Origin of the sequence: Streptomyces cirratus, from assembly GCF_014650775.1 — a bacterium.
Lineage (GTDB): Bacteria > Actinomycetota > Actinomycetes > Streptomycetales > Streptomycetaceae > Streptomyces > Streptomyces cirratus.
Window position 1 is genome coordinate 17584 of sequence record NZ_BMVP01000017.1, and the last position, 24454, is coordinate 42037.

At 72.3% G+C, this 24454-nt stretch carries 23 protein-coding genes and 1 riboswitch; of the genes, 9 read left to right on the forward strand and 14 right to left on the reverse strand.

Going from position 1 to position 24454, the window contains the following annotated elements; genetic code table 11:
* From IE207_RS28385 to thrC, 6 genes are all read right to left on the reverse strand, one after another.
* A complete protein-coding gene (locus tag IE207_RS28385) occupies positions 1-777 on the reverse strand; it encodes a LamG domain-containing protein (protein ID WP_229874103.1) in 777 nt (258 codons plus the stop codon).
* 37 nt (positions 778-814) lie between these two features.
* Positions 815-1432, reverse strand: a complete 618-nt coding sequence (locus IE207_RS28390) for a phosphoribosylanthranilate isomerase (RefSeq protein WP_190187178.1) — start codon at positions 1430-1432, stop codon at positions 815-817.
* Between the two features lie 137 nt (positions 1433-1569).
* Entirely contained in the window at positions 1570-3192 is a 1623-nt protein-coding gene (gene groL / locus IE207_RS28395; protein WP_190187179.1) for a chaperonin GroEL, read from the reverse strand.
* A 339-nt stretch (positions 3193-3531) separates the two neighbouring features.
* The gene (locus tag IE207_RS28400) at positions 3532-3738 is read right to left on the reverse strand and encodes a cold-shock protein (RefSeq protein ID WP_030009783.1); all 207 of its coding nucleotides are present in this window, start codon (positions 3736-3738) and stop codon (positions 3532-3534) included.
* 407 nt (positions 3739-4145) lie between these two features.
* Positions 4146-4424, reverse strand: coding sequence for a MoaD/ThiS family protein (locus IE207_RS28405; RefSeq protein ID WP_190187180.1), 279 nt, complete (start codon positions 4422-4424; stop codon positions 4146-4148).
* A 41-nt stretch (positions 4425-4465) separates the two neighbouring features.
* The gene (thrC, locus tag IE207_RS28410) at positions 4466-5761 is read right to left on the reverse strand and encodes a threonine synthase (RefSeq protein ID WP_190187181.1); all 1296 of its coding nucleotides are present in this window, start codon (positions 5759-5761) and stop codon (positions 4466-4468) included.
* A gap of 17 nt (positions 5762-5778) precedes the next feature.
* Positions 5779-5936: riboswitch (SAM riboswitch) on the reverse strand.
* Between the two features lie 215 nt (positions 5937-6151).
* On the opposite strand from thrC, the gene IE207_RS28415 reads away from it, so the two are divergent.
* Entirely contained in the window at positions 6152-7129 is a 978-nt protein-coding gene (locus IE207_RS28415; RefSeq protein WP_190187267.1) for a glucosyl-3-phosphoglycerate synthase, read from the forward strand.
* Positions 7130-7190: 61 nt separating this feature from the next.
* Positions 7191-8627: an alpha,alpha-trehalose-phosphate synthase (UDP-forming) gene (locus IE207_RS28420; protein ID WP_190187182.1), complete on the forward strand. Its 1437-nt coding sequence runs from the start codon at positions 7191-7193 to the stop codon at positions 8625-8627.
* A 632-nt stretch (positions 8628-9259) separates the two neighbouring features.
* On the opposite strand, the gene otsB is transcribed toward IE207_RS28420, so the two are convergent.
* From otsB to IE207_RS28435, 3 genes are all read right to left on the reverse strand, one after another.
* On the reverse strand, positions 9260-10111 hold the full coding sequence (otsB, locus tag IE207_RS28425) for a trehalose-phosphatase (protein WP_190187183.1): 852 nt from the start codon (positions 10109-10111) through the stop codon (positions 9260-9262).
* A gap of 33 nt (positions 10112-10144) precedes the next feature.
* Positions 10145-10381 (reverse strand): DUF3263 domain-containing protein, encoded by a 237-nt coding sequence (locus tag IE207_RS28430; RefSeq protein ID WP_136213770.1) that lies wholly within the window; start codon positions 10379-10381, stop codon positions 10145-10147.
* A gap of 84 nt (positions 10382-10465) precedes the next feature.
* Complete coding sequence (locus tag IE207_RS28435; RefSeq protein WP_229874105.1) at positions 10466-11770, reverse strand: extracellular solute-binding protein; 1305 nt, start codon at positions 11768-11770, stop codon at positions 10466-10468.
* A 209-nt stretch (positions 11771-11979) separates the two neighbouring features.
* On the opposite strand from IE207_RS28435, the gene IE207_RS28440 reads away from it, so the two are divergent.
* From IE207_RS28440 to IE207_RS28450, 3 genes are all read left to right on the forward strand, one after another.
* Positions 11980-12912: an ROK family protein gene (locus tag IE207_RS28440; protein ID WP_190187269.1), complete on the forward strand. Its 933-nt coding sequence runs from the start codon at positions 11980-11982 to the stop codon at positions 12910-12912.
* Positions 12912-14063, forward strand: a complete 1152-nt coding sequence (gene nagA, locus IE207_RS28445; RefSeq protein WP_190187184.1) for an N-acetylglucosamine-6-phosphate deacetylase — start codon at positions 12912-12914, stop codon at positions 14061-14063. The genes IE207_RS28440 and nagA overlap by 1 nt, the downstream gene beginning before the upstream one ends.
* Before the next feature lie 101 nt (positions 14064-14164).
* Positions 14165-15091, forward strand: a complete 927-nt coding sequence (locus tag IE207_RS28450; RefSeq protein WP_190187185.1) for a 1-phosphofructokinase family hexose kinase — start codon at positions 14165-14167, stop codon at positions 15089-15091.
* Positions 15092-15098: 7 nt separating this feature from the next.
* Here the strand turns inward: IE207_RS28450 and IE207_RS28455 are convergent, their stop codons facing one another.
* Entirely contained in the window at positions 15099-16142 is a 1044-nt protein-coding gene (locus IE207_RS28455; protein WP_190187186.1) for a CBM35 domain-containing protein, read from the reverse strand.
* Positions 16143-16210: 68 nt separating this feature from the next.
* Positions 16211-17890, reverse strand: coding sequence for a diguanylate cyclase CdgB (gene cdgB, locus IE207_RS28460; protein ID WP_190187187.1), 1680 nt, complete (start codon positions 17888-17890; stop codon positions 16211-16213).
* 313 nt (positions 17891-18203) lie between these two features.
* On the opposite strand from cdgB, the gene IE207_RS28465 reads away from it, so the two are divergent.
* Positions 18204-18773 carry a flavin reductase family protein gene (locus IE207_RS28465; RefSeq protein WP_190187188.1) on the forward strand — a complete coding sequence of 190 codons (570 nt, stop codon included), beginning with the start codon at positions 18204-18206 and terminating at the stop codon, positions 18771-18773.
* A gap of 33 nt (positions 18774-18806) precedes the next feature.
* On the opposite strand, the gene arfB is transcribed toward IE207_RS28465, so the two are convergent.
* Positions 18807-19232, reverse strand: coding sequence for an alternative ribosome rescue aminoacyl-tRNA hydrolase ArfB (arfB, locus tag IE207_RS28470; protein WP_190187189.1), 426 nt, complete (start codon positions 19230-19232; stop codon positions 18807-18809).
* Positions 19233-19399: 167 nt separating this feature from the next.
* Between arfB and IE207_RS28475 the strand changes: the two genes are divergently transcribed.
* Positions 19400-19975, forward strand: coding sequence for a TerD family protein (locus IE207_RS28475; protein ID WP_136213763.1), 576 nt, complete (start codon positions 19400-19402; stop codon positions 19973-19975).
* Positions 19976-20095: 120 nt separating this feature from the next.
* Here the strand turns inward: IE207_RS28475 and IE207_RS28480 are convergent, their stop codons facing one another.
* Positions 20096-21493: a M1 family metallopeptidase gene (locus IE207_RS28480; RefSeq protein WP_190187270.1), complete on the reverse strand. Its 1398-nt coding sequence runs from the start codon at positions 21491-21493 to the stop codon at positions 20096-20098.
* A 182-nt stretch (positions 21494-21675) separates the two neighbouring features.
* Positions 21676-22203: a GlcG/HbpS family heme-binding protein gene (locus tag IE207_RS28485; RefSeq protein WP_190187190.1), complete on the reverse strand. Its 528-nt coding sequence runs from the start codon at positions 22201-22203 to the stop codon at positions 21676-21678.
* A 167-nt stretch (positions 22204-22370) separates the two neighbouring features.
* Here IE207_RS28485 and IE207_RS28490 point away from each other — a divergent pair, with 167 nt between their 5' ends.
* Positions 22371-23636 (forward strand): sensor histidine kinase, encoded by a 1266-nt coding sequence (locus tag IE207_RS28490; RefSeq protein WP_373304781.1) that lies wholly within the window; start codon positions 22371-22373, stop codon positions 23634-23636.
* Positions 23633-24256 (forward strand): response regulator, encoded by a 624-nt coding sequence (locus IE207_RS28495; RefSeq protein WP_190187191.1) that lies wholly within the window; start codon positions 23633-23635, stop codon positions 24254-24256. Before IE207_RS28490 ends, IE207_RS28495 begins: the two co-directional genes overlap by 4 nt.
* Positions 24257-24454: the final 198 nt, after the last annotated feature.

Below are 24454 nucleotides of genomic sequence, written 5' to 3' on the forward strand. Positions count from 1 at the left end.
CTACGTCCGGTCCCGGTACACGCGCAGCTCGGAGACCTCGTACGACATCTCCGTGACCTCCGGCTCCGGCGCCGGGTGGTAGTTGCCCGCGCACACCGAGAGGTTGACGATGAGGTAGGCGCGCCAGCCGCGGCCCACGCCCCGGCGGTCGGAGAAGACGCGGGCGCCGTTGACCCACCAGACGACCGAGTTCCGGCCGAACTCCACGCGCAGGTCCACCCAGGCGCCGGGCCGGACCGAGGGGTCGCGGTGGTAGCGGTGGGCCTCCCGGACGTGGTTGGAGAGTTCGAGCAGGTCGGGGTTGTCGGGGTGGTACTCGAAGACGTCGATCTCCTGGCCGCCGTCGCGCCAGGTCCAGATCGCGGGCCAGGCCCCCAGCTCCGCGGGGAGCCGTACCCGTGCCTCCAGCACGTCGCCGGTGCGCACCATGAAGCCCTCGTCGCTGCCCTCGGTGGTGAGCAGGCCGGTGTCCCAGTTGCCGTCGGGGCGGCGGGTGGCGCGGAAGACGCCGGTGCGGCTGTAGGCGGGGTCTTCCACCAGGTGGTCGAGTTTGTTGTCGCCGGGGTTGACGGGGCCGCCGTCGGGATAGGCCCAGGAGCGGCCGGCGACCCATTGGGCGGGAGAGGTGAAGTCGGCGGTGAAGACGGGGGCGCGGCGGGGTCCGGGTACCGCCGCTCCGCCACCGCCTCCCGGGGCGAGGCGGGACGTCAGGCGTCCCAGCCAGCCGAGCAGGTCCGTGTCCATGGAGAGTGTCTGCCCGCAGGCGGAGCCGACCATGCCGGATCCATCGCCCTGGGTAGTCGCACGGTTGCGTTCAGCGACGGGTATTGCGGGCCGCCGCGAGGAACGCGCGGATGAGCTCCGGTGACTTCACTCCGCGCTCCCGCTCGACGCCGCTGGAGACGTCCACGCCCCACGCGCCGGTGGCGAGCAGGGCCGCCCCGACGTTGTCGGGGTCGAGGCCCCCCGCCAGCAGCCAGCGGCCGCGCGGCGCGGTGAACTCCTCGGAGGCCCAGTTCCACGGCTTGCCGGAGCCGGGGTCGGGGGCGTCGAGCAGCAGCAGGTCCTCGCCGTACTCCCCGGCGGCCGCGACGGCGGTGGCGGTGGCGCGGATCAGCGTCCGCCCCTCCGCGCGCAGTTCCCCGTAGTACTCGGGCCCCTCGTCGCCGTGCAGCTGTACGGAGCGCACCCCGCTCTCCTCCGTCAGCCGCCGGACCTCCTCCACCGACTGCCCGCGGAAGACCCCGACGGTCAGCACCCCCGCCGGCACCCGCCCGGCCAGCTCCCGCGCCTTCGCGGCGTCGACGGTGCGCGGGCTGCCCGGGGCGAACACGAACCCGACGGCGTCCGCCCCGGCCCCGACGGCCACGTCGACGTCGTGCGCGGTCTTCAACCCGCAGATCTTGACGAAGGGTGCGCTGCTCTCGCTCATGCCTCCGAGTCAACCAGACCGCCGCCCCGCCCGCGGACCTGTCCCGAGGACCGGGAACGCCCGAGGGCGGCACCCCTGGTGGGGTGCCGCCCTCGGAACATGGAGCGTGGTGCGGACTGCCGATCAGCCGGGGCCGATCAGAAGTCCATGTCGCCGCCCGGCATGCCACCCGGCGCGCCGGCGCCGGCCTTCTCGGGCTTGTCGGCGATGACGGCCTCGGTGGTCAGGAACAGCGCGGCGATCGACGCGGCGTTCTGCAGCGCGGAGCGCGTGACCTTCGCCGGGTCGATGATCCCCTCGGCGATCATGTCGACGTACTCGCCGGTCGCGGCGTTCAGACCGTGACCGATCGGGAGGTTGCGCACCTTCTCGACGACGACGCCACCCTCGAGACCACCGTTGACGGCGATCTGCTTGAGCGGGGCCTCCAGGGCGAGCTTCACGGCGTTGGCGCCGGTCGCCTCGTCACCGGTGAGCTCCAGCTTCTCGAAGACCGAGGAGGCCTGGAGCAGGGCCACGCCACCACCGGCGACGATGCCCTCTTCGACGGCCGCCTTCGCGTTGCGAACGGCGTCCTCGATGCGGTGCTTGCGCTCCTTGAGCTCGACCTCGGTCGCGGCACCGGCCTTGATGACGGCCACGCCGCCGGCCAGCTTCGCGAGGCGCTCCTGGAGCTTCTCGCGGTCGTAGTCCGAGTCGGAGTTCTCGATCTCGGCGCGGATCTGGTTGACGCGGCCCTGGACCTGGTCGCTGTCACCGGCGCCGTCGACGATGGTCGTCTCGTCCTTGGTGATGACGACCTTGCGGGCGCGGCCGAGCAGGTCGAGACCGGCGTTCTCCAGCTTGAGGCCGACCTCCTCGGAGATGACGGTGCCGCCCGTGAGGATGGCGATGTCACCGAGCATGGCCTTGCGGCGGTCGCCGAAGCCCGGGGCCTTGACGGCGACGGACTTGAAGGTGCCGCGGATCTTGTTGACGACCAGGGTCGACAGGGCCTCGCCCTCGACGTCCTCGGCGATGATCAGCAGCGGCTTGCCGGACTGCATGACCTTCTCCAGGAGCGGCAGCAGGTCCTTGACCGAGCCGATCTTGGAGTTGACGATCAGGATGTACGGGTCGTCGAGCGACGCCTCCATACGCTCCATGTCGGTGGCGAAGTACGCCGAGATGTAGCCCTTGTCGAAGCGCATGCCCTCGGTGAGCTCGAGCTCCAGACCGAAGGTCTGGGACTCCTCGACGGTGATGACGCCTTCCTTGCCGACCTTGTCCATGGCCTCGGCGATGAGCTCGCCGATCTGGGTGTCGGCGGCGGAGATGGAGGCCGTCGAAGCGATCTGCTCCTTGGTCTCGACATCCTTGGCCTGCGCGAGCAGGGCGGCGGAGACGGCCTCGACGGCCTTCTCGATACCACGCTTGAGGGCCATCGGGTTGGCGCCGGCGGCCACGTTGCGCAGGCCCTCGCGGACGAGCGCCTGGGCCAGCACGGTGGCGGTGGTCGTACCGTCGCCCGCGACGTCGTCCGTCTTCTTGGCGACTTCCTTGACCAGCTCGGCGCCGATCTTCTCGTACGGGTCCTCGAGCTCGATCTCCTTGGCGATGGACACACCATCGTTGGTGATCGTGGGGGCGCCCCACTTCTTCTCAAGGACGACGTTGCGACCCTTGGGGCCAAGGGTGACCTTGACGGCGTCGGCGAGCTGGTTCATGCCACGCTCGAGACCGCGCCGGGCCTCCTCGTTGAACGAAATGATCTTGGCCATCTGAAGTGGTCCTCCAGGACTGGGGTGGATTGCTCCTGGACCGCGCCCGCGCCCGCGACGGACGGCCGGCGAGCCCGGCGGTTCCTTCCCGCCGGACCCTTGGGCCTCACCGACCCGGTCCTCGTTTCAGTAGCACTCTCACCTGGAGAGTGCTAACGCCAATGATTAGCACTCGACCCCGTCGAGTGCAAGCGGCTTCGGCAACGCCGGGCCAAGACCCCGCCCCGGACGCACGAGGGGCCCACATCCCGTGTCCGGGATGTGGGCCCCTGGTGCGCCTGACGTCTTGAGAGCGTCCGACGTCGAAGACCTGTTGCGTCGGTGGTCGATCGCGCCGGGTTAGCCGAGTGCGAGCTTGACCATGTCCGCCTGAGGACCCTTCTGGCCCTGCGAGATCTCGAACTCGACCCGCTGACCCTCTTCAAGGGTGCGGTACCCGTCCATCTGGATGGCGCTGTAGTGGACGAACACATCCGCACCACCGTCGACCGCGATGAAGCCGTAGCCCTTCTCCGCGTTGAACCACTTGACGGTGCCCTGAGCCATGCCTAACTCCCCTATTACTGGCCCTTGCGCAGGACCGCACTTCGCGGACCCGGGTCAGAACTTGCGCCGGAACGCCTCGACCGCGGCTGAATGTATCCGCACCGGTGCTGTCTGCAACAGGTCATTCCGACGAGAATTCTGGACAAGGAGGAATATGGAAATCAAGTGAAAAGTAGGCATATTCCCGGGCAACTCGGGCCCGACATCCGACACCAAAGCCTCATACCAGACTCGCATGTTGACTCAATGTCAACCCTCCGGCGGCCCGCTCATATGCGGCGGGCAAGAACAGCGGAGGGGACTTCCCCAACTCTACCGCGCCCAATCAACGAGAATTACCCCCTCCGCTTTTAGCGGAGGGGGCAATTCAGGTGGGACGCGATGTGGCTACAGCGGGAACCCGGCTGTCAGCAGCCGCCGGCCACGGCGGGGATGATCGAGACTCCCGCGCCGTCCGGCGTCGGCGTCTGCAGGCCGCCCTCGAAGCGCACGTCGTCGTCGTTGACGTAGACGTTCACGAAGCGGCGCAGCTTGCCCTGGTCGTCTAGGACGCGGGCCGCGATGCCCGGGTGGCTCTTCTCCAGGGACTCGATGACCTCGGAGAGGGTCACGCCCTCGGCGGGGACCTCGGCCTGGCCACCGGTGTAGGTGCGCAGGATGGTGGGGATGCGGACGTTGACGCTCATGGCGCTGCTGCCTTTCCGGAAGCGGTGGGATGGGTCGGGCCTCAGGCCAGGCCGGCAGCGCGGAACGCGTCCAGGCTGGGGCGGATGGTGGCGGTCTGGCCGCTGTCCGAGGCCACCGCCTCCAGGGTCTTGAGGCCGTCACCGGTGTTGAGGACGACCGTGGTCAGGGAGGGGTCGAGCTGCCCGTTCTCGATGAGCTTCTTCGTCACGCCGACGGTCACGCCGCCCGCGGTCTCGGCGAAGATGCCCTCGGCCCGGGCGAGGATCTTGATGGCCTCGACGACCTGCTCGTCGTTGACGTCCTCGACGTAGCCGCCGGTGCGGCGGGCGATGTCCAGGACGTACGGGCCGTCCGCCGGGTTGCCGATGGCCAGGGACTTGGCGATGGTGTTCGGCTTCTGCGGGCGCACCACCTCGTGGCCGGCCTTGAAGGCCGTCGACACGGGCGAGCAGCCCTCGGCCTGGGCGCCGAAGATCTTGTACGGCTTGTCCTCGACCAGCCCGAGCTTGATCAGCTCCTGGAGCCCCTTGTCGATCTTCGTCAGCTGCGAGCCGGACGCGATGGGGATCACGATCTGGTCGGGCAGCTGCCAGCCGAGCTGCTCGCAGATCTCGTAGGCCAGCGTCTTGGAACCCTCGCCGTAGTAGGGGCGCAGGTTGACGTTGACGAAGCCCCAGCCCTCGCCCAGCGGGTCACCGATGAGCTCGGAGCAGAAACGGTTGACGTCGTCGTAGTTGCCCTCGATGCCGACGAGTTCGCCGCCGTAGACACCGGCCATGACGACCTTGCCCTGCTCCAGGTCGTGCGGGATGAACACGCAGGAGCGGAAGCCGGCCCGGGCGGCCGCGGCGCCGACGGCGCCGGCCAGGTTGCCGGTGGAGGAGCAGGAGAGCGTCGTGTAGCCGAAGGCGCGGGCGGCCTCGACGGCGATGGCGACGACGCGGTCCTTGAAGGAGTGCGTCGGGTTGCCGGAGTCGTCCTTGACGTAGAGCTTGCCGGTGACGCCAAGCTCCTTGGCCAGGTTGGCCGCGTCCACGAGCTTGGTGAAGCCCGGGTTGAGGCTGGGCTTGGAGGCCACGTCCGCCGGGACGGGCAGCAGCGGGGCGTAGCGCCAGATGTTGTCGGGACCCGCCTCGATCGCGGCGCGCAGCGCCTCCGGGTCACCGGTCGGCAGGTCGTACGCGACTTCGAGCGGTCCGAAACACTCGGCGCAGGCGAAGATCGGGCCGAGGTCGAAGCGCGTTCCGCATTCGCGGCAGGACAGGCCGGTGGCGGGTCCGAGATCGACAGAGGTGCCGGTGGATCCGGCAGAGGTGGCGACAGTCTGTGCAGCCATGATGGCGAGGCCCTTTCTCCTCATCTTCCCCATGGCGCACTTCGCCATGAGACGGAATTGGCACCTTCCCTAGCCGGGGACCTCGCTGACGTCGCTGTGTGCGCGATCGCGAGAACCGACTGGAGGGTTGCCGGGGCTTCAACGGGCCGTGTCCCTCTGCCCCTCTGGATGAGCGGTATGGCGCGGCGCGTGCTCTGCGGCACGTCCGGGCATTTGTGCACGAGGACCCCGGCATGCCGTGGTCCTTCGCGTTGTTCAAGACTGTAACCGAAGGCCCGGGTGGTTGAGACAGCTGTCCGAACGGCGAGATGGATCACATTTCGCCCGAAAGCGCCTGCCGATCCGCCGCGACCCCGCGTCCTGAACACATCGATCCCGGGAGTGCCCGAAGTGCTGGAAGAGGTGGAGCGCTGGCTGGCCGACCGCTCCTGGCCGGCCGCCGACCGTCCGCTCGGCCGGCTGCTGGAGCGCAAGCGCGCGTCGGGAGCCACGGTCAGCGTGGTGCTGCCCGCGCTCGACGAGGAGGCCACGGTCGGCGCGATCGTCGAGGTGATCCGCCGTGACCTGATCGAGGGACTGCCGTTCCCCTTGGTGGACGAGCTGGTGGTGGTCGACTCCGGGTCGAGCGACCGTACGGCGGAGGTCGCCGCGAAGGCCGGAGCGCGCGTGGTGCACCGTGACTCGATCCTGCCGCGGCTGCCGGCGGTGCCCGGCAAGGGCGAGGTGCTGTGGCGCTCGCTGCTCGCGACCACCGGCGACATCGTCTGCTTCGTGGACGCCGACCTGCGGGACTTCTCGTCCGCGTTCGTCTCCGGCATCGTCGGCCCGCTGCTGACCGAACCGGACGTGCAGTTCGTCAAGGCGATGTACGACCGCCCGCTCGGCGACGCCCCGGGGCAGGGCGGCCGCGTCACGGAGCTGGTGGCCCGGCCCCTGCTGAACCTGCACTGGCCGCGGCTGGCCGGGTTCGTCCAGCCGCTGGGCGGCGAGTACGCCGTACGGCGCTCCCTGCTGGAGCGTCTGCCCTTCCCCGTCGGCTACGGCGTGGAACTGGGCCTGCTGGTGGACGCGCTGCACACGGTCGGGCTGGACGCGCTGGCCCAGGTCGACGTCGGCGTTCGGCTGCACCGCCACCAGGACGGGCAGGCGCTCGGCCGGATGGCCGCGGCGATCTACCGCACCGCGCAGCTGCGGCTCTCGCGCGGACACTCCCCCGGCCACCGCCGCGGGTACCCCCAGGTGCGGCCGGCGCTGACCCAGTTCGAGCGGGGCCCGGAGGGCTTCGTGGCCCGGACGTACGCCGTCGACACCGAGGAGCGGCCGCCGATGCTGGAGATCGAGGAGTACGCGATCCGCCGCGTGGCGTGATGCGGTGTGGCGTGACGCGGCGGCGGGTTTGAGGCGCGTGCGACGGGGTTAGGTTCGCGGCATGGCTTCCCAGGTACTCGTCGCCGCGAACCGCGGCCCCCTCTCGTACGCCCACGCCCCCGACGGCACCCTCAGCGCCCGGCGCGGCGGGGGCGGTCTCGTCTCCGGACTGTCCGCGGCGCTCGCGGAGCAGCCGGACGCGGTGTGGATCTGCGCGGCGCTGTCGGAGGGCGACCGGGAAGCGGTGCGGCGCGGGGTCTCCGAGCCGGGTGTCCGGATGCTGGACATCGATCCCGCGGTGTACGACGCCGCGTACAACGGCATCGCGAACTCGGTGCTCTGGTTCACCCACCACCACCTGTACGACATCCCGCGCGAGCCGGTCTTCGACGCGGAGTTCCGGCGGCGCTGGGACGCGTACGTCCTGTACAACCGGGCCTTCGCGGACGCGCTGGCGGCGGAGGCGGGCCAGGGCGCGGCGGTGCTGGTGCAGGACTACCAGCTGGCGCTGGTGCCGGGGATGCTGCGCGTGCTGCGGCCCGACCTGCGGATCGCGCACTTCACGCACACCCCGTGGGCCTCCCCGGACGTCCTGCGGATGCTGCCGCGGTACGTGGTGGAGGAGCTGACCTGGGGGATGCTCGGGGCGGACCTGCTGGGCTTCCACACCGGGGAATGGGCGCGGGCGTTCTTGTCGGCGATGCCGTTCGACGGCGCGGAGGGCAGCGCGGAGGAGGTCCGCGAGGGGATCGTGGAACACCGGCGGGAGTCGGTGTGGGCGAGGCGCACGACGGAGGTACGGGCGTTCCCGCTGGGCGTGGACGGGGACGACCTGCGGGCGCTGGCGCACCGGCCGGAGGTCGACGACAAGCTGGCGGGGCTGCGGGCGGAGGTCGGGGACCGCAAGACGATCGTCCGGGTGGACCGGACGGAGCTGTCGAAGAACATCCTGCGCGGCCTGCTGGCGTACCGGGAGCTGCTGATGACGCACCCGGAATGGCGGGAGCGGGTGGTGCACATGGCGTCGGCGTATCCCTCGCGGCAGGACCTGGCGGTGTACCGGGAGTACACGGCGGCGGTCCGGGAGCTGGCGGCGCAGATCAACGCGGAGCTGGGGACGGCGGACTGGCAGCCGGTGCTGGTGTCGGTGGAGGACGACTTCGCGCGCTCGCTGGCGGCGTACCGGATGGCGGACGTGGCGCTGGTGAACCCCGTCCGGGACGGGATGAACCTGGTGGCTAAGGAGATCCCGGTGGTGTCGGAGGCGGGGTGCGCGCTGGTGCTGTCGACGGGGGCGGGAGCGTACGAGGAGCTCCGCTCGGATGCGCTGACGGTGAACCCGTACGACGTGTCGGAGACGGCCGCGGCGTTGCACGCTGCGCTGGCGATGCCGGATGCGGAGCGCGCGGAACGCACGAAGCGCCTCTCCTCGGCCGCCACCGCCCTCCCCCCTACGTCCTGGTTCACGGCCCAACTCACGACCCTCCAGTCCCCCTGACCCCAGCCCTCCCCCGGGCCCCACCGGCGTTTGAGGCGCGGGCCCGGGCAGAGCCCAGGGAACCCCCTCCAGCCCCGCCGGGACGGCAACTCCAGCCCCGCCGGCGTTTGAGGCGCGGGTCCGGGCGAAGGCCAGGGGCCCCCTCCAGCCCTGCCGGCACGGCAACTCCAGCCCCGCCGGCGTTTGAGGCGCGGGTCTGGGCAGAGCCCAGGAGCCCCCTCCAGCCCCGCCGGCGTTTGAGGCGCGGGCCCGGGCGAAGCCCAGGGAACGGTGGAAGGGCGGGTAGGGGACGGCTCCGCGCAGCGGCAACCCGGGCTGCGCCCGGGCTTGCGGGGCTCCGCCCCACACCCCGCGCCTCAAACGCCGGCGAGGCTGAAAAGGGCCGCGGCCGCCAAGGAGGCCGGCCTCCGCCCACACCCCTCGCCGCAGGCAAGGCAGAACCGGCCGAGCCTTGGGGGCCGCGCCGCGCGGCGAAGTAGAACCGCCCTGGGCCCCGGGGGCCCGCCCCGCACCGCAGGCAAGGCAGAACCGGCCCGGCCCAGGGGGCCGCCCCGCAGCGGACGGCAGAACCGGCCCGGGCCCCGGGGGCCCGCCCCGCGCCTCAGACGCCGGCCAGGCGAAACGCCCGGAGGTCAGCCCCGCAGGGCCGCCGCCAGGGTGGCCAGGAACGCGGCCACCTCCGCCGGCCCCGGGAGGACCAGGTCCGCACGGGAGGCCAGCTCCGGGACCTCCGACGAGCTGCAGACCAGCAGCCCCGGCAACCCCTCCGCCCGCCGCTTCTCGACGGCGGCATACGCCGCGAGGTCCCCCAGGTCGTCACCCGCGTACAGCACCGCCTCCGCGCCGACCTCCTCCAGGTACTCCGTCAGGGCGACGCCCTTGTCCATCCCCGGCGGCCGCAACTCCAGCACCGCCCGCCCCGGCTCCACCACCAGCCCGTGCCGCGCCGCCAGCTCCGCCAGCGGCTCCCGCAGCGCTTCGAAGGCGGCCTCCGGATCCTCCGCCCGCCGGGTGTGGACGGCCAGCGCCCGGCCCTTCTCCTCGATCCAGGTCCCCCGCCACGCCCCGATCGACTCCAGGAACCCCGGCAGCTCGGCCCGTACGGCCGCCACCCCCGGGTGCTCGGCGGGCGCGTGGACGAGCCCGCTGACGGCGTCCCACCGCTCGGCCCCGTAGTGCCCGAGGACGACGAGGTGTTCCAGCCCCGGGACCCCGGCGAACCCGCCGTGCCGCACGGCGACCCCGGCCGGCCGGCCGGTCACGACGGCCACGGCCAGCACCTGCGGCGCGAGCGCCGCCAGCGCGGGTACGGCGTCCGGGTGGGCGCGCGCCTGGTCCGGGTCGGGAACGATGTCGGCGAGGGTGCCGTCGAAGTCGAGGGCTACGACGGATCGGCGCGGCGCCCGGAGGAGGGCTTCGAGTCCCTCGCGACCGGCGGCGGTGGCGGGCACGGGCATCGGCGTATCGTGCGCATGGCTCCCCATAGGGACGACCCTAACGGTCCAGTCGTACGACTGCTATCGCCGGGCCCGCTGCGCCGCGCGGATCCGCCGGAGCCGGTTGACGGTGCCCGGCGCGTGCTCCAGGGCCCGCGGGTCGTCCATGAGGGCGTTGAGCAGCTGGTAGTACCGGACCGGGGTCATCCCCAGCCCTTCCCGGATGGCCCGTTCCTTGGCTCCGGGCCCGGACCAGGTTCGTCCCTCGTACGCGAGCACGGCGGCCTCGGCGGCCGTCAATCGCCCGTCGTCCGTCATACGGCCAGATTAACGCCGCCCACCGACACGCCCCCGGCCGCCCTCAGGCTGCCTCGGGGCCGCCTCGGCGCCCGGCGCCCACCCTCAGCGCCCGGCGTCCGCCTTGCGCGCCGCCAGCGCGATGTCACCGAGGACCTTCTCCGGCCGGCCGCCCGGCTGGACCACCTTGCCGATGTTCTGCTTGACGTCCTCGCTCACACCGGCCCACGACTTCTTGCCCACGGGGTACAGCCGCGCCGTGGGCAGCGCCGTCAGGAAGGTCTTCAGCTGCGGCGCGGAGCCCCCGGTGGCGGCTTCCATCGCCCGGTAGCCGCTGGTCGTGACGGGCAGCAGGTCGTACTTGCCGGTGAACGCCGTCACGTTCTTCGCCTCGTACAGGTAGTCGAGGAACTTGCCGGTCTCCGTCTTGTGGCCGTTCTTGAAGGCCATGACCCAGTCAGCGACGCCCATCGTCGGGTGGTCGGTGCCGTCGGCCGTCGGCATCGGCACCATCCCGAACTTGATCCCCTTGCCGCCGGCCTGCTTGAGCAGGGTCGGGTGGCCGTTGAGCATGCCGACCTCGCCCCGCGCGAAGCCGTCGAAGGCGGCCTGCCGGTCGAGCTTGCCCGGCTCGACGGGGCCGGTGAGGCCCTGGCCGACCATCTTGTCGCGCAGGAACTCGAACGTCTTGACGTTCTCCGGGGAGTCGATCTCGTAGCTGTCCTCGTTGTCGGTGTAGCCGCTGCCGCCGGCCAGCATCCACATCATCGTCTCGGCCTGCGCCTCTTCCCGGCCGAGCGGCAGCGCGAAGGGGGTCTGGACGCCGGCGGCCTTGAGCTTCTTCGCGGCCGCTTCCAGGTCCGCCCAGCTCTTGGGCTGCCAGCCGCCCTTGGTGTCCTTGGGTATGACACCGGCGTCGGTGAGCAGCTTCTCGTTGTAGAAGAGCAGCCGGGTGCTGGCCACGAAGGGCATGCCGTACTGGGTCTGCCCGACCTTGCCGGCGTCGGCGAGCGGCGCGAGGAAGTCGGCCTCGGTCTGCACGGAGAGCAGTTCCTCGGCGGAGTAGAGCTTGCCGGCTCCCGCGTAGTCGGCGTAGGCGCCGATCTGCGCGATGTCGGGGGCCTTGTGCGCCTTGACCATCTCGGCGACCTTGGCGTCGACCTCGGTCCAGGAGTAGACGCTGACCTCGACGTTGACGCCGGGGTGGGTCTTCTCGAAGGAGCTTGCGAGGTCCTTCCAGTAGGTGGTGGAGGAGTTCTGCGGATTGTCGCCGTAGTCGGCCGCCACGACCCGCAGGGTCACCTCGTTGTTCCCGGTGAGGCCCTGCACGGTTCCACAGCCCGTCAGCGTCACGGCGGTCAGGCACAGCGCTGCCCCGGTCGCGGCCAGGCTCAGGTAACGGCCCTTCACAGTTCTGATCCACCCCTTGTCGTACCTACTATTCGTCGTAAGGTCTACACCACTTTCGGGCTGCTTGACATCCGGAACGCGCCGCCGGTCCGGACCGTGTCCGGACCGTTGCCGGAGCGGGCTCCCGGATTTGTATGGCCGCTCAACATTCCTCCCAATGGACTAGACCTTTGCCTCCCGAGCACGCGAGACTGTCTTCTGTGAAACCCGTGAAACACGTCATCGCCCTCGATGTGGGCGGCACCGGGATGAAGGCCGCCCTCATCGCCGGGGACGGCTCCCTGCTGCACGAGGCGCGCCGCGCCACCGGCCGCGAGCGGGGCCCCGAAGCCGTCGTCGAGACGATCCTCGGCTTCGCCGCCGAACTCCTCGCCCACGGGCGCGAGCACTTCGGCCGGGCCGCCTCGGCCGCCGGCGTCGCCGTCCCCGGCATCGTCGACGCCGAGAACGGGACCGCCGTCTACGCGGCCAACCTCGGCTGGCGCGACGTACCGATGCGCGAGCTGCTCAGCACGCGCCTCGGCGGCATCCCGGTGGCCCTCGGGCACGACGTACGCACGGGCGGTCTCGCCGAAGGCCGCATCGGCGCCGGCCGGGACGCCGACCGGTTCCTCTTCGTCCCGCTCGGAACCGGCATCGCCGGCGCCATCGGCCTGGCCGGCCGCATCGAGGCGGGCGCCCACGGCTACGCGGGCGAGATCGGCCACATCGTGGTCCGCCCCGGCGGGCCGGCCTGCGGCTGCGGCCAGTACGGCTGCCTGGAGACCCTCGCCTCCGCCTCCGCCGTCAGCCGCGCCTGGGCCGCCGCCAGCGGCGACCCCGACGCCGACGCCGCGCACTGCGCCAAGGCCGTCCGATCCGGCGACGCCCGCGCCCGGGAGGTGTGGCTGGCCGCCATCGGCGCCCTCGCCGACGGGCTGGTCACGGCGATCACCCTGCTGGACCCGCGCACGGTGATCATCGGTGGCGGGCTCGCGGAGGCGGGAGAAACCTTGTTCACACCACTTCGGACGGCCGTGGAGGAGCGCGTGACGTTCCAGCGGCTGCCCGAGATCGTTCCGGCGGCCCTCGGGGACACCGCCGGATGCCTGGGCGCAGGGCTGCTCGCCTGGGACCTACTCGCCACGGAGGTACCTGCCTGATGGCCGCAAGCACACAGAGCACTGTTCTGTCCGGTGCCAAGGTGGTGCTGCCCACCGGGACCGTGGCGGGCGGCCGCGTCATCGTCGACGGCGAGCGGATCGCGGGCAGCGCATCCCCGGGCACGCCCGTCGCCGACCTCACCGGGCACTGGATCGTCCCCGGCTTCGTGGACATGCACAACCACGGCGGCGGCGGCGCCTCCTTCACCTCCGGCACCGCCGAGGAAGTCCTCAAGGGCGTACGGACCCACCGCGAGCACGGCACGACCACGCTCATCGCCTCCACCGTCACCGGCGAGCTGGACGAACTCGCCCGGCGCGCCGGGCTCCTCGCCGAGCTGACGCAGCAGGGCGAGATCGCGGGCATCCACTTCGAGGGGCCCTTCATCAACGCCTGCCGCAAGGGTGCCCACAAGGCGGACCTGCTGCGCGACCCCGACCCGGCCGAGGTCCGCAAGCTGGTCGACGCCGCGCACGGCACCGCCCGGATGGTCACCCTCGCCACCGAACTGCCCGGCGGCCTGGACTCCGTACGGCTGCTGGCCGAACACGGGGTCATCGCCGCGATCGGCCACACCGACGCCACCTACGACCAGACCCGCCGCGCCATCGACGCGGGCGCCACCGTCGCCACCCACCTCTACAACGCGATGCCGGGCCTCGAACACCGTGCCCCCGGCCCGATCGCCGCGCTGCTGGAGGACGAGAGGGTCACCGTCGAGCTGATCAACGACGGCACGCACCTGCATCCGGCCATGCTCGAACTGGCCTTCCACCACGCGGGCGCCCACCGCGTCGCGCTGATCACCGACGCGATGGACGCGGCCGGCTTCGGCGACGGCACCTACCACCTCGGGCCGCTGGAGGTCGAGGTCAAGGACGGCGTCGCCCGCCTCGTGGAGGGCGGCTCGATCGCCGGGTCCACACTGACCCTGGACACCGCCTTCAAGCGCGCGGTGACCGTCGACCGGCTGCCCGTCGAATCGGTGGTCCAGGCCATCTCCGCCAACCCGGCCAAGCTGATCGGCCTGTACGACCAGGTCGGCTCGCTGGAGCCCGGCAAGTACGCCGACCTCGTCGTACTGGACGCCTCCTTCGAGCTCAAGGGCGTCATGCGGCGCGGCGAATGGATCGTCAACCCCGGCGTCTGAGGCGCCGATCGGCTGGACGGTGACGGGCCGTCGCCCCGCGGACTGGGCGGACGGCCCGCGGTTTGGCATGATCCCGGCACACACCAAGACCGGGGCTGACCATGATCCTCACCGTGACCCTCAACGCCGCGCTCGACGTCACCTACCGGGTGCCGCGGCTGCTTCCGCACACCTCGCACCGGGTCACCGGCGCGACCGAACGCCCCGGCGGCAAGGGCGTCAACGTCGCCCGCGTACTCGCCGCACTGGGCCACCAGGTCACGGCGACCGGCTTCGCGGGCGGGGCGGTGGGCGCGGTCGTACGGGAACTGCTGGCCGCCGACCCCGGCGTGACGGACGCCCTGGTGCCCTGCGCGGACACCACCCGGCGCACCCTGGCCGTCGTCGACGAAGCATCCGGCGACACCACCCAGTTCAACGAACCGGGCCCGCAGATCACTCCCGCGGAATGGGCCCGGTTCCTGACCCGCTACGAGGAACTCCTGGCCGGGGCCCGCGCGGTCGCGCTGTGCGGGAGCCTGCCGCCGGGCGTGCCGGTGGGCGCGTACGCCGTACTCGTCCGCACCGCCCGCGCCGCCGGGATCCCCGTCCTGCTGGACACCAGCGGCGAAGCACTGCGCCGGGGCGTCGCCGCCCGCCCCGAGATGATCAAGCCGAACGCCGCCGAGCTGGCCGAGCTGACCGGCTCCCGAGACCCGCTGCCCGCCACCCGCGACGCCCGCCGCCGCGGCGCCCACGCGGTGGTCACCTCCCTCGGCCCGGCCGGCCTGCTCGCCGCCACCGCCGACGGCACCTGGCAGGCCGCCCCGCCCCGCCCGCTCAGCGGCAACCCCACCGGAGCCGGTGACTCCGCCGTCGCGGGCCTGCTCTCGGCCCTGACCGAGGGGCTGGACTGGCCGGCCCGCCTCACCCGCGCCGTCGCACTCTCGGCGGCAACCGTGCACGCCCCGGCGGCGGGAGAGTTCGACCCCCGCACCTACGAAGAGGTGCGGGGGTCGGTGAAGGTGACGGCCGGTCAGGCCGGTTGACCTCCCGCTACGACGGCGGCCTCTGGAGCCAGAGCTGGTCGATGATGATCTCGCACTGGTTGCCCGTCTCGCACGACATCTTGACGGTGTTGGGACCCTTCTTGAGGTCCACCAGCGAGTACGTGTACGTCCACTTGTCCCACTCGCCGGGCTTGGCCTTGGCGAAGTTGGCCATGTTTATCGGACGTTCCTGCTTCTCGTCATTGACGGTGAGCGTGGTTTTGGCGTCCTTGCCGGGAACGTTGTAGCTGATGTAGACGGCGTACTGGCCCGCCTTGGCCACGTCCAGGCTCCAGGTCAGCGCCGCGCCCGGCTGGTTGAAGTTGCCGACGTACTGGCCGCCCGCGCTCTTCGCACCGGGCACCGTGCTCGTCAGCGCCGCGCCGCCCGTCAGGGTCATGCCCGCGCCCGAGGCGTCCGCCTTGGGCAGCGGGCCGTCCGAGGGCTGCGGGGAGCCGCTCGGCTGCGGGCCCGGGGAGTTGTCCTTGGGCGCCGCCGACTGCTTGCCGGAGCCGTTCGCCTGGCCCTTGCCGTCCTTGTCGCCCTTGTCGCCGAAGGTCAGGGCCGCGCCGATGCCGATCGCCACCGCGGCCACCACCGCGATCGCCGCGATGAGCAGACCGCGACGGCTCGACCCGCCACCGCCGCCGTGCCCGCCGTGCCCGCCGTTGCCGGGGAGCGGCTGGGCGTGCGTCTGCTGCTGCTGCTGCTGCTGCTGCTGCGGAACGCCGTAGCCACCGGCCTGGAGCGCCTCGGGGGCCTGGTACTGGGCCTGGTAGCCCTGCTGCGCCGGTCCCTGCTGGTACGGCACGGGGCCGCGCTGGCCCCGCCGGTCGCCTACCGTGCGCACCTGGTTGTACGAGGTACGGGGCACGCCCGGCTGCGCGCCGGCCTGCCCACCGGCCGCGGGACCGGGATATCCGTACCCACCGCCGGAACCGGGCGGGGTGGCACCGGCAGCCTGGCCGTCCGCGTAGAGGTAGCCGAACGGATCTTCGTCCTCGGGCTGGTTCGCCCCGCCGTGCGGACCGCTGTTCGCGGGCGTCGTCATCGCAGGTCACTCCTTTCGACCCACGGGAGCCTACCCCGAACACGTGCGCCCACGGGCGGCCGATCGGCTCAGCCGGCCCGGCGGTGCGCCTTGGAACGGGACCTTTTCTCGATGTACATCCGCTGGTCGGCGGAGCGCAACACCTCGTCCGCCGACATGCCGCAGCTGGCCCAGCCGATGCCGAAACTCGCCCCGACGCGGACCGCGCGGCCGTCCACCCGGATCGGCGGGATGATCGCGTTCCGCAGCCGGACGGCCAGGTCGGCGGCGTCGGCCGCGCCCAGCCCGTCGGCGAGGACGACGAACTCGTCACCGCCGAGCCGGGCGACCGTGTCCCCGTCGCGCACGCCCGTCGTCAGCCGCCGGGCGACCTCGATCAGTACGGCGTCACCCGTGTGGTGGCCGAACCGGTCGTTGATCGACTTGAAGCCGTCGAGGTCGCAGAAGAGCACCGCGAGGCCCTTCGTCCCGTCGTCGATGTCGGTGGCGGGTGCGACGGTGTGCACGTGGTGGTCGTACGGGCCCACCTCGCCCGGGGGCGCCGCGGGACTTTCGAAGGGGTCGCCGTACCCGTCGGGGCGAAAGCCGTGCTCCGCGGCACCACCTCCCGCCTCCGGGCGCCCCTCGAAGGCCGCGTCCAGCGCCTCCACGGCAGTGGCCCGTACGGACTGTGGCCGACGGCACAGCCGGGCGCCGAGCCGCGAGCGCAGTTCGGCGCTGTTGGGCAGGCCGGTCAGCGCGTCGTGGCTGGCCCGGTGCGCGAGCTGGAGCTCGTGCCGCTTGCGCTCCTCGATGTCCTCGACGTGGGTGAGCAGGAACCGGGGCCCGTCGGCGGCGTCGGCCACCACGGAATTGCGCAGCGAGACCCACACGTACGTACCGTCGCGCCGGCCCAGCCGCAGCTCGGCCCGGCCGCCCTCGGCCGAGGTCCGCAGCAGCGTGCCGATGTCCTCGGGGTGGACGAGGTCGGAGAAGGAGTACCGGCGCAGCACGGAGGCCGGCCGCCCCAGCAGCCGGCACAGCGCGTCGTTGGTCCGCAGCAGCCGGCCGTGCTGGTCGCCGCCCATCTCGGCGATGGCCATGCCGCTGGGCGCGTACTCGAAGGCCTGGCGGAACGACTCCTCACTGGCGCGCAACGCCTGCTGTTCGCGCTCCAGCCGCACCAGGGCCCGCTGCATGTTCGCTCGGAGCCGCGCGTTGCTGATCGCAATCGCCGCCTGGAAGGCGTACATCTGGAGCGCCTCGCGCCCCCAGGCGCCCGGGCGGCGGCCGTTGCGCGGTCTGTCCACCGAAATGACACCCAGAAGTTCCCCGCCGGACGCGTACATGGGTGCATAGAGCCGGTCTTCGGGGTGCCACTCGTCGGCGAAGCGGGGATCGGGGCCCTCGGTGTGCCACTGGGGCACGTCGTCCTCCAGCAGGACCCAGCCCTCGGTGTGCGGGATGAACCGCAGCCCGTCCCAGTCCTCACCCATCGTCAGACGGCGTTCCCAGGAGGGGCGGGAGCCGACGCGTCCGGTGATCAGGGCCTCGGCGGCGGGGTCACCTGCGAAGGCGGCCACGACGAGATCCCCGTCGGGGCGCACGAGGTTGACACAGGCGAGTTCGTAGCCGAGGCCCGCGACGATGCCGTCCACGACGGTCTGCAGAGTGTCCGCCAGGCTCCGGGCCGTATTGAGGTCGGCCACCACCCGGTGCAGCTGCCGCAGGGTCGCAAGACGGACGTACGGCTCCGACTCGGTCTCCATTGCTCGCTCTCCCCGAGACCTCGACAGCAACTCCAGGTGTGTCATCGGCGGTTCGTTGCGGTGTCCCGTCCACTGAATCACAGTGAGCTGTGCGGCAGGTACACAGGGTCAACAAATCTTGCCGTCTGTGACTCAAGTCACATGAGATGAAGAACGTGCCCGGAAGAGGCGCGAGAGGCTTCGCCGCGACTGGGAGCGCTCCCTCTCCTTTCCGCGGGCAAACGATACGCGCGGTCCTAGGACCCGGGGTCCGTACGCGCCTGGGACCAAGGCCCGATGTGCGCCGCGAGGGAGCGAGACTAGCGTTCCAGGCGTGCCGAAGACGACCCTGGAACCCGCCCCCACCGCCCCCACCCCGCATCCTGAGGGGGTGACCGACGAAGAATTCCGCGCCGCGATGTCCCGGCTGGCGGCCGGCGTAACGCTGATCACCGCCCACGAGCCCGCGCTGACGGCCGGCGGTCCGCGGGGGGAGGACGTCGGCATGACGGCGACCGCCTTCATGTCGGTGTCCCTGGACCCCCCGCTGGTCCTGGTGAGCCTGCGCGAGGGCTCCCGGATGGACGACCTGCTGGCGGAGCAGCCGCTGTGGGCCGTCTCGGTCCTCGCGGACAGCCAGCTCCAGGTCGCGGGCCGGTTCGCGATGAAGGGCCGGATCAGCGACCGGCTGCTGTTCGCGGGCGTCCCGTACGAGCGGGGTGCCGTCTCGGGGGCCCCGCTGCTGACGCAGGCGCTGGCCACGCTGGAGTGCCGTACGGAGTCCCGCGTCCCGGCGGGCGACCACACCCTGGTCGTCGGCCGGGTCCTGTCGGCCGCCCTGCCCAACCCCGACGCGCCGCCGCTGACGTACTTCCGCGGGCGCTACCGGCACCTGGCGCGGTAGGGGCGGCCCGGTACGGCCCGCCGCGCGGGCGGGCTACCAGTCGCGGCCCGTACGGCCCCGCTTCGTCTCGGCCCGCGCCTTCTTCTCCCGCAGCCGCCGCTCGTTGATCCCGCGCGGGATCTTCGTCGCCCGCCGCTGCTTCGGCGGCGGCGCCGTCGCCTCCGCCAGCAGCGACGCCAGCCGCACCAGCGCCATCTCCCGGTTGCGCAGCTGCGAGCGGTGCTCGGAGGCCCGTACCGTCAGCACCCCGCCCACCAGCCGGGACGCGAGCCGCTCCAGTGCCCGCTCCTTCCACACCTCCGGCAGCGCCTTCGTCGCCCCGAGGTCGAACAGCAGCTCCACCCGCGAGTCGGAGGTGTTCACGTGCTGGCCGCCGGGCCCGGAGGAACGCGAGAACCGCCAGCCGAGCTCCCCCTCGGGCAGCGCGACGGAACCACGGATGACATAGGGACCAGGCATGGCCCTATGATCCCGCCCCGCACCGCACCCCGTCACCCCATTTCCCCGCGCCCGCCCGCCGCCGCGCGGGCCGTGGAACCTACCGGCCCCCTCCCCGCGTTATGCAGGGCAGCGGTAACTTGACCACGTCCGGCGGTCATGTGATTGAGGAAGGGACACCAGTCAAAATGGCAGTAAGCCTGTCCAAGGGCGGCAACGTCTCGCTTAGCAAGGAGGCCCCCGGCCTCAGCGCCGTCACGGTCGGCCTCGGCTGGGACGTCCGCACCACCACCGGTGTCGACTTCGACCTCGACGCCTCCGCCATCGCGGTGAACGCGACGGGCAAGGTCGTCTCCGACGGTCACTTCGTCTTCTTCAACAACAAGTCCACCCCGGACCAGACCATCGTCCACACCGGTGACAACCGCACCGGCGAGGGCTCCGGCGACGACGAGTCCATCAAGGTCAACCTCGCCGGCCTCCCGGCCGATGTCGACAAGATCGTCTTCCCGGTCTCCATCTACGACGCCGAGTCGCGCAGCCAGAACTTCGGCCAGGTCCGCAACGCGTACATCCGCGTCGTGAACCAGGCCGGCGGCGCCGAGATCGCCCGCTACGACCTCTCCGAGGACGCGGCGACCGAGACCGCCATGGTCTTCGGCGAGCTCTACCGCAACGGCGCGGAGTGGAAGTTCCGCGCCGTCGGCCAGGGCTACGCCTCGGGCCTCACCGGCATCGCCCAGGACTTCGGCGTCAACGTCTGATCTCCCCCGGCACGGCCACTGCCGGGGCCCCTCCCCGCGATCGGCACCGGGGAGGGGCCCCGCCGCCGATGCGGGCGATGACGGCTACGGCTGCGGCTGCGGCTACAGCTGCGGCTACGGCTACGGCTTGGGACTGTCCTCGCCGTACAGCCACACGTCCCAGACCTTCTTCAGATCACGGCCCGTCCGCTGCTGCGCGTAGGCGGTGAAGTCCGCCGTGCTCGCGTTCCCGTGGCGGTGGTCCGCGGCCCAGCCGCGCAACAGGTCGAAGAACCGCTCGTCACCCGCCTCCTGGCGGATCCGCTGCAGCACCATCGCGCCCCGGTAGTACACCGGGGCCTCCGAGATGTCCTCGGGCCCGGGCGGGGCCGCGGGCGGGAAGGCGTCCCAGTGGGCGGCGTCCGCCCCCTCGAAGGACGTGTCACCGGCGAGGAGGGCGTCGAACCGTTTCTGCGCGCCGGGCCCGCCGTGGTCCTCCGACCACAGCCACTCCGCGTACGTCGCGAACCCCTCGTTGAGCCACATGTCCTTCCAGGACTTCGGCGACACCGAGTCGCCGAACCACTGGTGCGCGAGTTCGTGCACGGTGAGCTCCACCGAAGGGGCGCCCGAGTAGACGGGTTTGGTCTGCGTCTCCAACGCGTACGGCAGTGTGCCGTCCGGCACCACGATCGTTCCCACGGTGGCGAACGGGTACGGCCCGAACCGCCCGGCGCCCCACTCCACCACCTCCGGCAGCCGCCCCAGCGCCGCCGCGCTCCGGGCTTCCTCGCCGGGCGCCACCGCGTTGTAGACGCCGATGCCCGAGGAGGTGCGCGAGGTGGCCACCTTGAACTTCCCGATGGCGGCGGTGGCCAGGTAGCTCGCCATCGGCTCGGCGCTGTGCCAGGCGAAGGCGGTCCGCCCGTCGCCGGTGTCCCGGCGGGACGCCAACTCGCCGTTGGACACCGCCTCGTAGCCCTGCGGGACGGTGAGGGTGATGTCGTAGGACGCCTTGTCGCTGGGGTGGTGGTTGCCGGGGAACCAGGTCATCGACCCGACGGGTTCTCCGACGGCCACCGCCCCGTCGGCGGTCGTGATCCAGCCCTCCTGGGAACCGTCCGCGTCGGTGAGGGGCCTCGGCGTACCGCTGTAGCGGACCTCCGCACGGAAGACCTCGCCCTTGCCGAGGTCCTTGCGCGGGCGCACCGTCAGCTCCCGGCCCGTCCGGTTGTACCGGGCCGGCTCGCCCTCGACGGTGACCGCGTCGACGCGCAGCCCGCTGAGGTCGAGATTGAAGGAGCTCAGGGTCTGCTCCGCGCGGGCCGTGATGACGGCCGTGCCGGTCAGCTGCCGGTCGGCGGGGCGGTAGCCGAGGTCCAGGGCGTAGTGGTCGACCTGGTAGCCGCCGTTGCCCGCCTTGGGGAAGTACGGGTCCCGCAGCCCCGACGCGCCCGGCCGGCCCTGCACGGTCGAACCCGTACAGCCCGCGGTGAGGGCGACGAGGGCGGCGACGGCGGGCGCGGCGAGCCGGGTCAGCCGAAGCCGGTTGAGCCGGTTGTCCCGGTTGGGCCGGTTGGGCCGGTTGAGCCGGTTGGGCCGGTTGGGCCGGTTGAGCGCGCGGTGATCCACGCGCTCGATCCTATGCGGGCGGGCGCGAGCGCGGCCTGAGCCCTCTCCGGGCGATCTATGCCGGCCCGAGAAGGCCGCCCGGACAGGGCCTAATTGCCGAGCGCGTCGGCACCGGCCTTGGCGAACTTCTCGTCCAGGTCACCGCTCGGGGCGCCGGCCACGCCGATGCCCGCGACCGGGGCGCCCTTGGCCTGCACCGGGGTGCCGCCGGCCAGGAAGAGGGTGCCGGGAATGTCCTTGAGGTTGGGGGCCTGGGCGAGACGGCCGGCGAGCACCGAGGTCGGGGCGTTCCAGGACACGGCGGTGTAGGCCTTGCGCTGCGCCGACTCGTAGGACTGCGGACCGGCGCCGTCGCCGCGCAGGGTGACGACGGTGTTGCCGTTGCGGTCCACCACCGCGACGGTGACCTTCTGCCCCTCCTTCTCGGCGGCCTCCAGCGCGGCCTGGGCCGCGCGGGTGGCGGCGCCGACGGTGAGGTGGGTCGAGGTGGTGAAGTTCCTGTCGTCGCCCTTCGGGCCGTCGGACTGGGCGGCGCCGGCACTGACGGCGCCGAAGGTCCCGGCGCCGAGCGCGACGGCGAGGGCGGTACCGGTGAGAACGCGGGTACGGGTGTTCATGCTGCTGCTCCAGAGGTAGGTGGTCCGCTGCTCCAAGCCTCACCCGGTATCCCGCCCCGCCCCGTCCCCGCACCGGACGACCCCGGGGTCGTCCGATCGGCCGATGCGCCGCGCTCACCTGCCGGTTTGGCTCAGGATGTACCTACGCCCCACCCCCAGGAGCCCGCGTGACCCCCGCCCCCGACCCCACCCCCGCCAAGGGCCCCGCCGGCGCGTCCCCGGGCCCGGGGGCGGGAGCGCCCGACACCGGCGGCACCACGGCCACCGCCACCGCCGCCGCCCCCGGGACGCGGATGCTGGGCGCCGTCACGCACGCCGCGTTCTTCCTGCTCCTCGGTGCCTCCGTGGCCCGGTTCCTGCTGCACCATCCCGGCGAGCCCCGGACGCCCTGGGTCATCGCCCTCGGGACCACCCTCGCCCTGCTGTACGTCCTCGGGCCCGCCCTCGGCGCCGCGCCCACGGTGCGGCGCCTGCTCTGGCTGGGCGGGGTCGTCGCCACCTGGGTGGTCCTCGTCCTCCTCGCACCCAGCTTCGCCTGGTGCGCCGTGCCCCTCTTCTACACCGCCCTGCGCACCCTTCCCCCGCGCGCTGCGGTCGTCCTCGTCGCCCTGCTCACCGCCCTCGTCGTCGCCGCCCAGCTCAGGCTGTCCCCGTCCTTCGACCCGAACCTCCTCCTCGCCCCGCCCGCCGTCGCCGCCCTCGCCACGGCCGTCTTCGTCCACATGGAGCGCCAGACCCGGGCACAGCGCACCCTGATCGACGACCTCCTCCGCACCCGCCGGGAACTGGCCGCCACCGAGCGCCGCGAAGGCACCCTCGCCGAACGCCAGCGGCTCTCCATGGAGATCCACGACACCCTCGCGCAGCACCTGTCCAGCCAGCAGATGCTGCTCCAGGCCGCCGACCGCACCTGGGACAGCGACCCCGGCACCGCCCGCGCGCACGTCCGTACCGCCACCGAAACCGCCGCGCGCGGCCTCGCCGAGGCCCGCCGGCTGGTCCACGACCTCGCCCCGCCCGAGCTGGCGGGCGGCGGGCGCCTCGCCGACGCCCTGCGCGCGCTGGACGCCGGCCCGGACATCGAGGTCCGCTTCCACCTGGAGGGCACGCCCGCCCCGCTGCCCGACCGCGCCGAATCCGCCCTGCTGCGGATCGCCCAGGGCGCCCTGGCCAACGTCCGAGAGCACTCGGGGGCCCGGACCGCCGCCCTGACCCTGAGCTTCCTGGGCGACCAGGTCGTCCTGGACGTCGCGGACGACGGACACGGCTTCACCGAACCCCGCGAAACCCGCGCCGACACCCCCGGCCGGGGCCACGGCCTCCCCGCGATACGTGCCCGCGTGCGGCAGCTCGGCGGCACCCTCACCCTTGAATCCACCCCCGGCGAAGGAACCGTCCTGTCCGCCGCGATCCCCCTGGAGCCGGTCCGATGACCACGATCCTCCTCTGCGACGACCACGTGGTCGTCCGCGCCGGTCTGCTGGCCCTGCTGGGCAGCGAACCCGACATCGAGGTGCTCGGCGAAGCGGGCAGCGGCGAGGAGGCGGTCGCACTGGCCGCGAAGCTCCGGCCCGAGGTGGTGCTGATGGACCTCCAGCTGGGCGCCGGCATCGACGGGGTGGAGGCCACCCGCCGCATCACCGCCGCCCCGAACCCCCCGCACGTGCTGGTCCTGACGACGTACGACACCGACGCGGACATCACCCGCGCCATCGGGGCGGGCGCCACGGGATACCTCCTCAAGGCGGAACGCCCCGAGGAACTCTTCGCCGCGATCCACTCGGCGGCGGCCGGCCGCACCACCCTCTCCGCGCCGGTGGCCAGCCGTGTGATGGCGCACATGCGGGGGGCGCGCCCGACGCTGACGGACCGTGAACTGGACATCCTCACCCAGCTGGCCCGCGGCCTCGGCAACCGCGACATCGCCCGCGCCCTCTTCATCAGCGAAGCCACGGTCAAGACCCACCTGGGCCGCATCTACGACAAACTCGGCGTCGACACCCGCGCGGGCGCCGTCGCGGTGGCCAAGGAACAACGCCTCCTCCCGTCGTAGCCACCGGGCCCACCCATTTCAGCCCCACCGCCGGCTGAGGCGCCTTCCAGCCCCGCCGCCCGCTTGAGGCACCTGCCAGCCCCGCCGCCGCTTGAGACGCGGGCGCCCGGGGGCCCGCCCCGGCAACGCCGCCGCACCCGCCCACCCAGGGGCAGCAAGACCCAGCCCCGCCGCCGCGCCCGCCCAACCGGCGGAGCC